Below are 12,212 nucleotides of genomic sequence, written 5' to 3'. Positions count from 1 at the left end.
GCCCCCTCCGACACTTCCGCACAACGCGCCGCGCCCCGCGCGGCTTCCACCGTGCGGGGCGCGGACGCGGCGAGCGCCGGTGCTACGGCTTGCCGCTCTTGCTCGGGCTCGTGCTCGGCGACGGCGACGCGGCACTGCTGCCGGGGACCAGGCCGTTGCCGGTCTGGTTCTGGTTGTTGTCGTTGACGCCGGACGGGTACTGCTTGGTGACCTTCCACTTGCCGTCGATCTTGGCGAGGGCGAGGCGCAGCAGCGTGGCCGGCTGGCTCACCTGACCGTCCTTGGTCTGCAGGCCGATGTCGACCATGACGACCACCGTGGCGAACTTGTTGCTCACGCTGCCGACGAAGGCGTCGCTGCTCTTGGACGACATCCCGACCTTCGCGTCGGCCTTGAACGCGGCGGTCAGGCCCGGCAGCGTGGACTGCTTGAAGCTGTCGAGCAGGTCGCCCGCCATCAGCTTCTCGGCCTTGGCCGCCTGCGCCTGGTAGTTGGTCGCGTTGTAGTTGAACGCCACGTCGCCGTACTGGAGCGCGACCTTGGACACCGCGGCCCGGTCGTCCTTGTCGGACGCCATGCCGCTCGCCCGCCTCCACTGCCAGATCGCGAGGCTCGCCAGCAGCGCGACCACGAGGACCGTCGCGATGACGCGGCCGAGGGCGGGCCCCTCGGCGCGCTCCTTCGGCGCTCGGACGGGGGTGTAGGAGAACGGGCCCACCTTGCGGACGGGACCGGCCGCCGGAATCTCCGCGGCGGCCTTCTCCGGGGGCTCGAGCCGCTCGGGACGGGGCTTCGCCGCCGCCGCGGGCCGGGCCGGGGACGCCTTCGCCGAAGGCTTCGCCGCGGGCTTGGCCGTCTTGACCGCCTTGGCCGGACGGGCGGGGGGCTCCTCGTCCTCGTCCTCCTCGGCCTCGATCGCCTCCAGGACGTCCTCGAGGTCGTCATCGTCGTCGATGACCTCGATGACCCGGACCCGCCGCTTGCGCTTGGGCTTGGCGGCGGCCGGCCGTTCCTCGGCCCCGGACGCCTCCTCCGCCTCGGACGCCTCCTCCGGCTCCGACGCCTCGGCCGCCGGGGCCGCCGCCTCCTCGACCGCCTCGTCCTGCGCGGACGCGACCGCCTCGACCTCGTCGGCCTCGTCGGCCGGGTCGCGCTCCCGGGCGGCGTCCGCGGCTTCCTTGGTGGTCTTGGCTGTCACTTCGGTACTCCTACGGGGATTGGGGTCAGTCCTTGCCGCGGCGGCGAAGCCGGGACAGGCGGGACACCACGGGCACCGAGCCCATCATGACCCTGATCAGCACCATCAGTGCCAGAACCGGGGGAATGTACACTAGCCAAACCGGCGGCCCACCAGAAGAGTCCTTGCCGTTGTTCGCGGCGTTCTGGGCCTTCAGCGGCTTGTCGAGCGCGGGATCGTGGGTGGGGATCACGTCGCCCGGGTTCTTCGCCCGGTAGGTGTTCTGCTTGACGCCCAGCGCGGGCGTCCGGCCTCCGGCGCAGGTCGGCACCTTGGCCAGCTGCGGCTGCGGCAGCGGGTACTTGTACTCCAGCGCCGCCTGGCGCTTCAGCGTGATCTCGAAGATGACGTTCAGCACGGGCTTGCCCTGGTCCAGCCCGATCACGTTGTCCAGGACGGTCTTCAGCTGCGGCGCGACCGCCAGCGTGGTCTTCAGGTCGGACAGGTAGTTCGGGTTGTAGGCGGAGATGCCCCAGTTGCCGAGCGTGTCCACCGTGCAGTCGAAGTTCGGGCCCATCTCGTCCAGCAGGCCGTTCACCGTGGACAGCAGGCCGGGCCCGGTGTCGCGCAGCTCGGCGAGCTGGCCGCGCATCTGGGCGAGGGCCGAGGTCAGGGCCGCGACGTTGTCGATGCCGGCGCCGAGCGCCCCGCGGTTGCGGTTCAGCACGCTGGTGATCTTGCCGAGGTCCTTGGTCAGCCCGTCCAGCAGCTCGGTGTTCTGCGCGAACGTCTGGGTGAGCTGGTCGCCGCCGTTGACGATCTGGCGGATGGAGTCCTCGCGGCCCGCCAGCCCCTCCGACAGCTCGTGGGTGAGCACCTTCGCGTCGTCGGGGTTGATGGCGTCCAGGGACTTGATGACCGCGCCGAACAGGTCGCTGTACTTCGGCGGGACCTTGGTCTGCGACACCGGGATGACGGTGCCGGGTCGCATCGGCGCCGCGCCCGCCTGCCCGGGGCCGGGGGTCAGCTCGACCACCGGCTCGCCGACCGCGGACTTGCGGGCCGCCGCCGCGGTGACGCCGCGCGGGATCTTCACCCCGCGCTCCATGTCGAGCCGGACGACGACCTTGGTCTTCTGCAGCTTCACCGAGTCGATCTTGCCGACCCGCAGGCCGAGGTAGTCGACCTCGAAGCCCGGGTGCAGGCCCGGCGACGACTCGAACTCGACCGTGATGTGGTACGGCCGCTCGATGAAGTCGAAGTGCACCACGTTCCGGAACGCCCACACGACCATGATCACGGCCAGGGCGCCGAACACCGCCAGGTTGATCGTCACTCGCCTGGTCATTGCCGCCCCTGCAGGATCTTGTCGAGGTCCGGGAACGCGGTCTTGAACTGCTTGGGCAGCTCGGTGCCGCCCGTGCCGCCGGTTCCGCCCGAGCCGCCCGACGCCTTGGTCTTCTTCTTCGCGGGCTGGTCGCCGCCGAGCACGGGCGTCCCGTCCGGCCACACGATGTTCAGCAGCGGGTACAGCAGCAGCTGGCCGTCATAGCTGGCCTTCGGCAGCTTGTCGCTGAAGGTGACCAGCCCGTTGACCAGGTTCGTCAGCCGGGTCCGGTTGTTGCCGAGCTGCGCGAGGACGGGGTCGAGGTCGTTCAGCAGCTTGCGGAACCGGGCGACCCGCCCCTCCAGCACCTTGTCGTTCAGCTGGCGGGCGGCCTCGGTCAGCGTGGAGACCGTCTTGAGGATCTTCTGCTTGTCCTCGTTGAGCAGCCGGGTGGTGCGCTCGAGCTGGACCGGCGCCTCGCTCAGCGCGTCGTCCCCGGCGGCCAGCGACCGGCCGAGCCTGGCGAGGTGGTCGACCGACTCGCCGAGCTGCACGCGCTGGTCGGCGACCAGCTTCAGCAGGCTCGTCGCCTTGGCGATCGTGGTGTTGAGCTTGGTGCCGTTGCCGTCGAGCGCGGTGGCGCCGGCGTTGACCACCGTCGCCACGTCGTTGCCGGCGAGCGCCTGCACCAGCGGGCCCGCCTGCCCGACGACCTGCTCGAACGCCGGCTGCACGCTGGTCTGCCCGATCGCCGCGTGGTTCGCCAGGAACGGGCCGCGGTCCATGCTGCCGCCCGGCGGCATCTGCAGGTCGACGAAGTTCTCGCCGAGCAGCGACGTCACCTTGATCTCGGCGCGGGTGCCCTGCGGGATCCTGATCCCGTCCTTGATGGACAGCGTCACCTTGGCGCGGTAGCCGTCCAGCTGCACCTTGGTGACGCTGCCGACCGTGATGTCGGACATCTTCACGCTGTGGCCGGCGACGAGACCCTGCACGTCGCTGAAGTCGGCGGTGAGCGTGAGGTGCCCCTTCGGCGCGCCGACCGTCTTGTAGTTGCAGCCGGAGACGGCGAGGACCACGGCGAGGACGAGCAAGACGACCTTCCTGCCCATCATTTGCCTCCGTTCTGCCACGGACAGTTGGAGTTGGGCTCGGGAAGCGGGCAGGCGACCTCGTCGGAGTCCATCAGGCCCTTCAGCCAGGTCCGCACGAACGCGTCGGTGGCGAACCGGATGTGCAGCGACTTGTCCTTCTTGCCGTAGCCGCCGATCAGGGCGTCGCTGACGCCCGGCAGCACGTTCAGCAGCTGCGCGAGCTGCTTGGCGTTGCCCTTCAGCACCAGCGCGACCCGGGTCAGGACGGCGAGGTCGTCGGGCAGCTGCCCCTTGTACTTCTGGATCAGCTTGTTGCCGTTCTTGGACAGGTCCAGCACCGCGCTGATCAGCTCCTGGAGGTCGCCGCGCTCGGAGCTGAGCACCTGCGTCGCCTGCCCGAAGTCCTGGATCATGGTGCCGAGCACCTGCTCGCGGCCCCGCACCACCCCGGCCATCTTGCTGAGGTTCTGCGCGACCTCGATCAGGTCCTTGTCCTGCCCGGCGACGTTCTCCACCAGCCGGGCGCTCTGCTCCAGCGTGGCGTTGAACTCCTTGCCGTTGCCGTTGACGGAGTCGGCGGCCTTGCCGAGCGCGGTCTGCATCTTCGACGGGTCCAGCGCGTTCGCCAGGTTGGTGAAGGAGTTCAGCGCGTCGTCCACCTCGACCGGGACCGAGGTCCGGTTCTCCGGGATGACGTTCGAGGTCTCCTTCGGCTGCCCCGGCCTCCACGCCGGGTGCAGCACCAGGTTGCGCTCCCCCACCAGGTTCAGCGGGACGATCGAGGCCTGCACGCCCTGCGGCAGCGGGACGTCCCGGTCGATGTGGAACGTCACCTTGATCTTGTCGCCCTGCTTCTCGACCGTGTCGACCCGGCCGACGTCGGTGCCCATCACCAGCACCTTCGACTCGGGGTAGAACGAGCGCGCCTTCGGCACGTAGACGGTCATCTCGCGCTTCCCGCCGGACGAGCCGAGCGAGCAGCCGCCGAGCGCGGCGGCCAGCACCAGCGCGATCGCGGCGGCGCCCAGCCTGGTCGTCCGGGGGACCCGGGTGAGCCGGCCCATCAGTTGCCTCCCTCTCCGGCGGGGGAACGCCGCGTGGAGATCGGGCCGGGCGGCTGGATCGGCCCGAGCCCGGTGAGCACGCCCTCGATCCAGGGCCCGTTGCCCTTCAGGTTGGCGACCTGCTGGAACGTCGGGCCGAGCAGCGAGAAGTCGGTGTTCAGCGCGTCCATGTTGGGGGCCAGCCGGGTCGTCAGCAGGTGCAGGTTGTCCAGCAGCGTGTCCAGCTTCTTCTGGTTCCTGGAGATGACGTTGTCGAGGGTGCGCACGGTCCGGCTGCCCTGCCCGATCGTGGCGGCCAGCTCGTTGCGCCGGTTCACCAGCGACTGCAGCAGCACCTGGCTGGCGTCGATGATCTCCCGGAGCTTGTCGTCCTTGGCCGCGAGCGTGCCGGTGATGGTCTTGCTCGCCTCGATCAGGTTCTGGATCTGCGGGTAGGAGTCGTTGAGCGTGCGCGACAGGTCCTGGATGTTCTCCAGGATCCGGTGCAGCTTCACCGCGCCCGGCGACTTGATCGCCGAGACCTCCGTCAGCAGCTTGGTCATGCTCTTCTCGTCGAGCTTGCCGACGATGTTCTGGGTGTTCTCCAGCGCCTCGGGGACGGTGAACGGGACGCCGGTGTGCTCCAGCGGCACCCGCCGCCGGGACTCCGGCAGGCTCGCCAGGTACGGCTTGGCGACCGGCCCGGACAGCTTCAGGTAGCGGCCGCCGAGCAGCGTCGTCGTCTCGATCTCCGCGCGGGTGTCGCGGCCGAGGTCGATGCCGGCGTTGACGTGCCAGCTGATGAGGACCCGGCCGTGCGCGAAGTCCGGCTCCACCGCGGTGACCCGGCCCGCCTTCACGCCGGCGACGCGCACGTCGTCGCCCTTCTTCAGGCCGGCCTGGTCGGAGAAGTAGCCGCTCATCGTGTAGCCCTGGTCGAACAGGTGCAGCTGCCCGATCGCGAACGCGAAGATCAGCGCGACGGCGAGCACCGCGAGCGTCACGATCGCGACGACCTTCTGGTTGACGTCCCGCAGGGACTTGAGCGCCATCAGCCGCCACTCCCCGTCAGCATCGCCTTGAGCTTGGACAGGTCCTGCTTGGACGGCTCCTTGGTGCCGGGCGCCTTCGGCAGCTGCATCGGGAAGGGGCACGGCCCCTGCACAATGTTCAGGCACAGCGCGTTGGTGCGCAGGAAGTGCCCGCCGTTGGCGGCGGCGAACAGCTCGCGGAGGGTCAGCGGCAGCTGCTGCACCATCTTCTCCAGCTGGTCGACGTTCAGCTGGAAGGTCTCGCTGAACTTGCCGAGGTTGTCGATGATGCGGCCGAGCTGCGCGTCGTTGCCGCCGAGCACCGCGTTCAGGTTGGTGGTGACGCCCGAGATCTGCACGACCGCGTTCTCCAGCAGCTTGCGGTTGTCGGCGAACACGCCGGTCAGCGAGGCCAGGTTGTCGACGCTCGCGGAGATCTGCGAGTCCCGCTTGGCGAGCGCGCCGCTGACCGTCTCGTAGTTGTCGATCATTCCCTTGATGGTGTCGCGGCGGGCCTCGAAGGTCTTCAGCAGCACGTCGAGGTTGTCGGTCAGCAGCGAGATGTTCTGCTCGTTGCCGTCCAGCGCCTGCGAGAAGGCGAAGAGGATCTTGTTGATCTGGTTCGGGTCCAGGCTCTGGGTGAGCGGGCCGAGGCTGTTGAGGATCTCGCCGAGGTCCACCACCGACCGGGTGTGCGGCACCCGGTCGCCGTTGCCGAGCCTCCCGGGGCTGGAGCCCGGCTCCAGGTAGATGACGCGCTGGCCCATCACGTTGCGCCAGCGGACGGCGGCGGTGGAGTCGGCGGGCAGCCGGACGTCCTTGTCGACCGCCATCCCGACCACGGCCTTGCCGCGCACCACCTTGATGCTCTTCACCTGGCCGACCGGCGTCCCCGCCACCTTCACCTGGTCGCCGGTGAGCAGGCCGGTGACGTCGTCGAACGTCGCGGTCAGCTTGTAGCGGGAGTTGAAGCTGGTGCCGAGGATCTGCTGCCCGATGTAGAAGGTCAGCAGCACGGTCACGATGAGGAAGACCACGAACTTCAGGATCGTGGCGTAGTCCGGGCCGCGGGCGGTCCGGCCGAGCACCGGGCTCATGGCCGCCCTCCCGCCGTCGTCTTGCCCTTCGGCTGGAACGGGTCGGTGGTGCACACGTCGATGAAGATCTGGCACAGGTCGAGGGAGAGTGCCTCCTTGGCCTGCGCGATCGTGGTGCCCTCCGGCCCCGGAATCCGGATGATCTTGGAGAGCAGGGCGAAGAACCCGTTCAGGCTGTCCATCAGCACCGGCAGCTTGTCGTTCTCGGAGCGCACCGTCGCGGCGACCCCGCCGACGTTGTCGATGATCTTGCCGAGGTTCGCGCCGTGCCCGCGCATCGTGGTGCCGACCGTGTCGCCGAGCTCGCTCGCCTGCGCCAGCAGCTGGTTGATCTTGTCCGGCTTCTCGTTGATCACCTTCGACAGCGTGTTGAAGTCGCCGGTGAAGCGGGTGACGTTGTCGCCGTGCGCGGCGAGCGTGCCCGACAGCCCGTTGATGTCGTTCAGCAGCGCCTGGATGTACGCCCGGTCCTTGTACGTCGCGTCCACGACCGTCGACCCGTTCTGGATCAGCCGGCGCGCCGCCGGCCCCTCACCCGACAGGCCGGAGCCGAGGGTGTGCAGGATCGTCGCCACCTCGTCGGGGTTGATCGCCTTGGTGAGGTTGTAGGCGGGCCACGCCGTCTGCGACAGGTCCTGCGGGTCGGCGGTCTTCTGGACCGTCCCGCCGTCCTTCAGGTACGGGCCGGTCACCTCGTGCGGGCCGGGGTTCAGCACCAGGTCCTTCGGCCCGAACACCGAGACGGGCTCGATCGTCGCGCTGGCGGTGTCGGCGACCCGGACGCCCTTGTCGACGCGGATCCGGACGGTGACCCGGCCGTTGCGGTCGAGCTTGAGGCGCTCGACGGTGCCGACCGCGATGCCGCGGATCTTCACGTCGGACTTGCCGGGGTCCAGGCCCTGGCCGGCGGTCCCGAAGGTCGCGTCGTAGTACGTCGAGCCCGCGTGGGACGGGGTGCTCGCGATCGCGACGACGATCGCGGCGGCCGCGATCACACCGGCGCCGACCAGCCCGAACACCGTCCGGGACCGGCTGGAGAGGCTCTCGTCGCTCATCCGGTCAGCCTCACGGTGCTGCCGTGGCCCCAGAAGATGTACGACAGGAGCAGGTTCATCAGGATCATCAGGATGGTGGACTCCCGGATGGCACGGCCCGCGGCGACGCCGACGCCGACCGGGCCGCCCGAGGCGTAGTAGCCGCGGTAGCAGTGGATGAACATCACGATGAACGCGAAGATCGCGACCTTGATGACGCTGTAGAACACGTCGATCGGCGGCAGGTAGAGGTGGAAGTAGTAGTCGTAGATGCCGGGCGACAGCCCGAAGTACTGGATCGTGATGAACCGGGTGGCGAAGAACGCCATGAACAGCGACACCAGGTAGAGCGGGACCAGGGCGATGACGCCGGCGGCGACCCGGGTGCACACCAGGTAGGCCAGCGAGTTGATGCCCATGACCTCCAGCGCGTCGATCTCCTCGGAGATCCGCATCGCGCCGATCTCGGCGGTGAACCCGGTGCCGACCTGCGCGACCAGCGCCACGCCCGCGATGATCGGGGTGACCTCGCGGACGTTGGAGTAGCTGGCGACCAGCCCGGTGAACGCCTCCGCGCCGATGCGCTCCAGCCCGGGATAGCCCTGCAGGCCGACCATCGCGCCGGTGGCCAGCGACATCGTCGCGATGACGAAGATCATGCCGCCGCCGATCACCAGCGCGCCGACGCCGACGGTGATGTCGCTGACCTGCTTGGCCAGCGTCTTGCCGTACTTGCGCCGGATGACGATGTCGAAGAGCAGGTGGTACAGCACCCGGCCGAGGAAGATCGGCAGGTTGGCCGAGGCCGACAGCCCGGCCGTGCGGCCCTTGAAGGCCCGGCCCAGCCTGCGTACGGGGGAAATGGCGACCATCAGAACCTCGGGGGGAAGAGAACCTGGTAGATCATGGTGAGGATGTAGTTCGTCGCGAACACCACGATCGAGGTGACCACCACCGCCCTGTTCACCGCCCGGCCGACGCCGACCGGGCCGAGGTCGCAGTTCATGCCCATGTAGCACGCGACCGCGGCGGCGATGAATCCGAAGATCCACGCCTTGAACAGGGTGATCATCAGGTCCGAGAACTGCAGCAGGGTCGTCGCGCCGTCGAAGAACGCGCCCGGGCTGACGCCCTGCTGGATGACGTTGAAGTAGTAGCCGCCGAGCACGCCCGCCAGGATCACCACCGAGCAGAGCAGACCGGAGACCATGCTCGCCGCCCACAGCCGGGGGGTGACCAGGCGGTGGATCGGGTTGATGCCCATGACCTCCATGGCCGCGAGTTCGTCGCGGATGTTGCGGGCGCCCATGTCCGCGGTGATGGCGGACCCGCCGACGCCGGAGACCAGCAGCGCGGCGGCCAGCGGGGCCACCTGCTGGATCATCGCGGCGGTCAGCAGCGCGCCGGTGCCCGACTGGGCGCCGAGCTGCCGGGCGATGTCGCCCACCTGCAGCGAGATGGTGGCGCCGAGCGGCACCGCGATCAGCATCACCGGCACGCTGGTCACCCGGGCGAGGAACCAGCACTGCTCGACGAACTCGCCCCACCACTGCCGCAGGTCCCAGGTGCGGCGCAGCCCCTCCAGGAGGGTCACGCACAGCAGCCCGGTCTCGTCGAGCGCGCGCTCGACCCGTCTGCGTGCCAGGTCCGGGGCCTTCGTCAGGCTCAGGGCCATCAGCCGGTGCCCTCCCCCGCGGGGGGTGCGTGAAGGGTCACTCCAGCCTCCTTCGTTCTCGGACGTCGGCGCCCATCCGATACTCCGGTTCCCTGCCCTACCACGGGGGCGCCGCTGTTGTCCCGCTGGTGTTCCGCGCCACCATGGTCTCGGTCGAGACCGGTATCACTCACAGGACCATCAGGGTCACACGGACGCTCTCGTCCCGCTTGTGATCTGGAGCACTCTATTGGAAGAAGTTCTAAGAAGCGAGTACTTACATCATGATTTGTCCGAAGCTACGATCTCCCGGGTGCGAATCGAGGCGCGACGAGGCGCGGAACAAGCCCGGGAGGACGGCGTGGACCCGCTGGTCACCGGCATCAGGGACCGCTGGGCCGGGCAGGGCATGGCCGGCGGGCCGTGGCCGTTCATGGCGATCAGCTCGGTCGAGCGGCTGCACCAGATGCTCAAGAAGGCGCTGGACACCGAGCTGAAACGGTTCGGGCTGAGCCGTACCGGCTACTTCCTGCTGACCACGCTGGCGCTCATCGGCAACGGCAACGCCCGGCTGAGCACGCTCGGCCGGATCCTGATGATGCATCCGACGACGGTGAAGCTGACCGTCGACCAACTGGAGGCCGGCGGGCTGGTCGAGCGGGCCCGCCATCCGAGCGACCGGCGCGCCACGCTCGTCCAGATCACCGCGGCGGGGCGCGAGCAGGTGAACGCCGCGAACCTCGCGCTGGAGGACCCGGCCGGCGCCCTCGCGCCGTTCGAGGGAATGCACCGCGACCTGTTCGAGGCGCTGCAGCCGGCCCGGCTCGCGGCCGGCGACCTCGAGCTCTGAGCCCCGGCGAACCCGGCGGGGCGGTGATGAACCGGGCGTGACGTCGCCTGCGTACATCGTCATAGGCAACACAAGACCCGGGCGATAAGGCAGTCTTCTCCTATGCCACAGAGTCACGGCACGCGCAGACGTACCGCTTCCGCCTCCGCCCGCGCCCGCTCCGAGCAGCGGCGCGGCGGACGGCGGCGGGGCGGTGAGCGGGACGCCGGAAGCCGCCGGGCGGCCCGCGTCCCCGCGCCCAGGCAGTCCCCCGAGGACCTGGAGGCGCTCGCCGCGTCCGGCCCATCGGGTCCGTACGGAGGCGACGAGCGGGCGCTGCCCGACCGCTACCGTCCCGGGAAGCGGCGCCGCGCCTGGCGGCTGCTCACCCACAACGTCACCATCACCGTCGCGGGCATCGCCGTGCTCGCCGGCGGCGTGGCGTTCGTCGACTGGGACAAGGTGCTGGGCGAGGCCGACCCGCCGAAGGCCGCCGCGAACGGGCCGGTCTCCACCAACGACATGCTCGCCCACCTTCAGGGCTTCGACATGGACGCCGTCACCGCCGACTCCATCGCGGCGGCCAAGGAGCGCGCCTACAAGGAGCACCAGGCGTACATGAAGAAGCTCAAGGAGAAGGCCAAGAAGGACGCGGCGGCCCGCGCGAAGCTGAAGGCCGAGCAGGAGAAGGAGCGGCTCGCCAAGTCCAACCCGAGCGCCGCGCAGAACAAGTCGTACGGCAAGAAGATGAACGCGGCCAAGGGCTGGGGCAACTGCTGGTCCTCGCTGCTGACGCTCTGGAACCACGAGAGCGGCTGGAACGAGCGGGCCACCAACCCGGGCAGCGGCGCGTACGGCATCCCGCAGGCGCTGCCCGGCTCCAAGCTGGCCAGTGCGGGCTCCGACTGGCGCACCAGCTCCCCCACGCAGATCGCCTGGGGCCTCGGCTACATCAAGGCCCGCTACCACGACCCGTGCGGCGCGTGGTCCTGGTGGTCCGCCCACCACTGGTACTGAGCGGGCCGCCCGTAGCGAGCGCGCCGCCGGTGCCACCTGCTGGTGGCCCGGCCGCGATCCGGGCACGATGTGGGGATGACCACGAGCAGGGCGCGCCCGGCGGGCGGCGCGGGTGAGGCCGGCGGCGCCGGACGGCAGTGGGCGCGCGCGGACGCGACCCGGCAGTCGCTGCTGGCGGCCGCGCAGCGGGTGTTCGCCGACCGCGGCTACGCCGACGCGGGCATCGCCGAGATCGTCGAGCGGTCCGGGATCAGCGTCGGCAGCCTGTACCACCACTACGGCGGCAAGGCCGGGCTGTACGTGGCGCTGTGGGAGGAGCTCACCGAAGAGCAGGAGCAGAGCGCCGCGCGGGCGGTGTCGGCCGCCCGCAAGGCCGGCGAGGACGACCCGATCGCCCTGTTCATCGCGGGCGCCCGCGCCTACCTGCAGGTGTGCTGGGAGCGGCGGGAGGCGGCCCGGCTGTTCCACGGCGGCGAGGGGCCGTCCGGCTCGTCGCTGATGCGGCGCAGCCGGGCGCAGCACTGGATCGCGCAGAACACCAAGCTGCTGCGCGGCACGTCCGGCACCCCGGCGGGCCGCGCCGGGCAGGTGCTCAGCCTGGTGCTGACCACCGTGATCGGCGAGGCCGGGCGGGAGATCGCCACCGCCGAGGGCGAGGCGGAGGCCGCCGAGATCATCGACGAGGTGTGCCGCATCCTGATCCGGCTCGCCCGCTGACACGGCCCCGCCCGGTCCTCAGCGGGCCCGGGCGGGCAGCAGCGCCAGGCGCGGGCCGCGGCGGGCGTGCCTCCTGCGGCGACGGCGGGCCGGGCGCGCCGGTTCGGGCTCCCGCCACTCCAGCCTCGGGACGCCCTCGGCAGGCGGCGCCGCCTGCGCCTGAGGCTCCTGCGGCGCCGCCCAGGACGCGGC

General features: G+C 70.1%; 12 protein-coding genes. 3 read left to right on the top strand and 9 right to left on the bottom strand.

The window, feature by feature from the left end; translation table 11 throughout:
* Positions 1 to 82: 82 nt before the first annotated feature.
* From ABD296_RS37030 to ABD296_RS36990, 9 genes are read right to left on the bottom strand one after another with little or no spacing between them, the layout of a single operon-like run.
* On the bottom strand, positions 83 to 1,198 hold the full coding sequence (locus tag ABD296_RS37030; RefSeq protein ID WP_344278546.1) for a hypothetical protein: 1,116 nt from the start codon (positions 1,196 to 1,198) through the stop codon (positions 83 to 85).
* Positions 1,199 to 1,223: 25 nt separating this feature from the next.
* The gene (locus ABD296_RS37025; RefSeq protein ID WP_344278543.1) at positions 1,224 to 2,525 is read right to left on the bottom strand and encodes an MCE family protein; all 1,302 of its coding nucleotides are present in this window, start codon (positions 2,523 to 2,525) and stop codon (positions 1,224 to 1,226) included.
* Positions 2,522 to 3,619: an MCE family protein gene (locus ABD296_RS37020; protein WP_344278540.1), complete on the bottom strand. Its 1,098-nt coding sequence runs from the start codon at positions 3,617 to 3,619 to the stop codon at positions 2,522 to 2,524. The genes ABD296_RS37025 and ABD296_RS37020 overlap by 4 nt, the downstream gene beginning before the upstream one ends.
* The gene (locus ABD296_RS37015; RefSeq protein ID WP_344278537.1) at positions 3,616 to 4,662 is read right to left on the bottom strand and encodes an MCE family protein; all 1,047 of its coding nucleotides are present in this window, start codon (positions 4,660 to 4,662) and stop codon (positions 3,616 to 3,618) included. The genes ABD296_RS37020 and ABD296_RS37015 overlap by 4 nt, the downstream gene beginning before the upstream one ends.
* Positions 4,662 to 5,693 carry an MlaD family protein gene (locus ABD296_RS37010; RefSeq protein WP_344278534.1) on the bottom strand — a complete coding sequence of 344 codons (1,032 nt, stop codon included), beginning with the start codon at positions 5,691 to 5,693 and terminating at the stop codon, positions 4,662 to 4,664. Before ABD296_RS37010 ends, ABD296_RS37015 begins: the two co-directional genes overlap by 1 nt.
* Positions 5,693 to 6,769: an MlaD family protein gene (locus ABD296_RS37005; RefSeq protein ID WP_344278531.1), complete on the bottom strand. Its 1,077-nt coding sequence runs from the start codon at positions 6,767 to 6,769 to the stop codon at positions 5,693 to 5,695. Before ABD296_RS37005 ends, ABD296_RS37010 begins: the two co-directional genes overlap by 1 nt.
* On the bottom strand, positions 6,766 to 7,824 hold the full coding sequence (locus ABD296_RS37000; RefSeq protein WP_344278528.1) for an MCE family protein: 1,059 nt from the start codon (positions 7,822 to 7,824) through the stop codon (positions 6,766 to 6,768). The genes ABD296_RS37005 and ABD296_RS37000 overlap by 4 nt, the downstream gene beginning before the upstream one ends.
* Positions 7,821 to 8,675 carry an ABC transporter permease gene (locus ABD296_RS36995; RefSeq protein ID WP_344278525.1) on the bottom strand — a complete coding sequence of 285 codons (855 nt, stop codon included), beginning with the start codon at positions 8,673 to 8,675 and terminating at the stop codon, positions 7,821 to 7,823. Before ABD296_RS36995 ends, ABD296_RS37000 begins: the two co-directional genes overlap by 4 nt.
* On the bottom strand, positions 8,675 to 9,478 hold the full coding sequence (locus ABD296_RS36990) for an MlaE family ABC transporter permease (protein WP_344278522.1): 804 nt from the start codon (positions 9,476 to 9,478) through the stop codon (positions 8,675 to 8,677). The genes ABD296_RS36995 and ABD296_RS36990 overlap by 1 nt, the downstream gene beginning before the upstream one ends.
* 292 nt (positions 9,479 to 9,770) lie before the next feature.
* On the opposite strand from ABD296_RS36990, the gene ABD296_RS36985 reads away from it, so the two are divergent.
* The 3 genes from ABD296_RS36985 to ABD296_RS36975 all read left to right on the top strand — a co-directional run bounded on the left by ABD296_RS36985 (position 9,771) and on the right by ABD296_RS36975 (position 12,020).
* The gene (locus ABD296_RS36985; RefSeq protein WP_344278519.1) at positions 9,771 to 10,307 is read left to right on the top strand and encodes a MarR family winged helix-turn-helix transcriptional regulator; all 537 of its coding nucleotides are present in this window, start codon (positions 9,771 to 9,773) and stop codon (positions 10,305 to 10,307) included.
* 102 nt (positions 10,308 to 10,409) lie between these two features.
* On the top strand, positions 10,410 to 11,303 hold the full coding sequence (locus ABD296_RS36980; protein WP_344278517.1) for an aggregation-promoting factor C-terminal-like domain-containing protein: 894 nt from the start codon (positions 10,410 to 10,412) through the stop codon (positions 11,301 to 11,303).
* Between the two features lie 75 nt (positions 11,304 to 11,378).
* Positions 11,379 to 12,020 carry a TetR/AcrR family transcriptional regulator gene (locus tag ABD296_RS36975; protein WP_344278514.1) on the top strand — a complete coding sequence of 214 codons (642 nt, stop codon included), beginning with the start codon at positions 11,379 to 11,381 and terminating at the stop codon, positions 12,018 to 12,020.
* Positions 12,021 to 12,212: the final 192 nt, after the last annotated feature.

Origin of the sequence: Actinomadura napierensis, assembly GCF_039529375.1 — a bacterium.
Lineage (GTDB): Bacteria > Actinomycetota > Actinomycetes > Streptosporangiales > Streptosporangiaceae > Spirillospora > Spirillospora napierensis.
The sequence above is the reverse complement of the archived record's forward strand: the minus strand, read 5'-3'. Positions and strand labels throughout refer to the sequence as shown.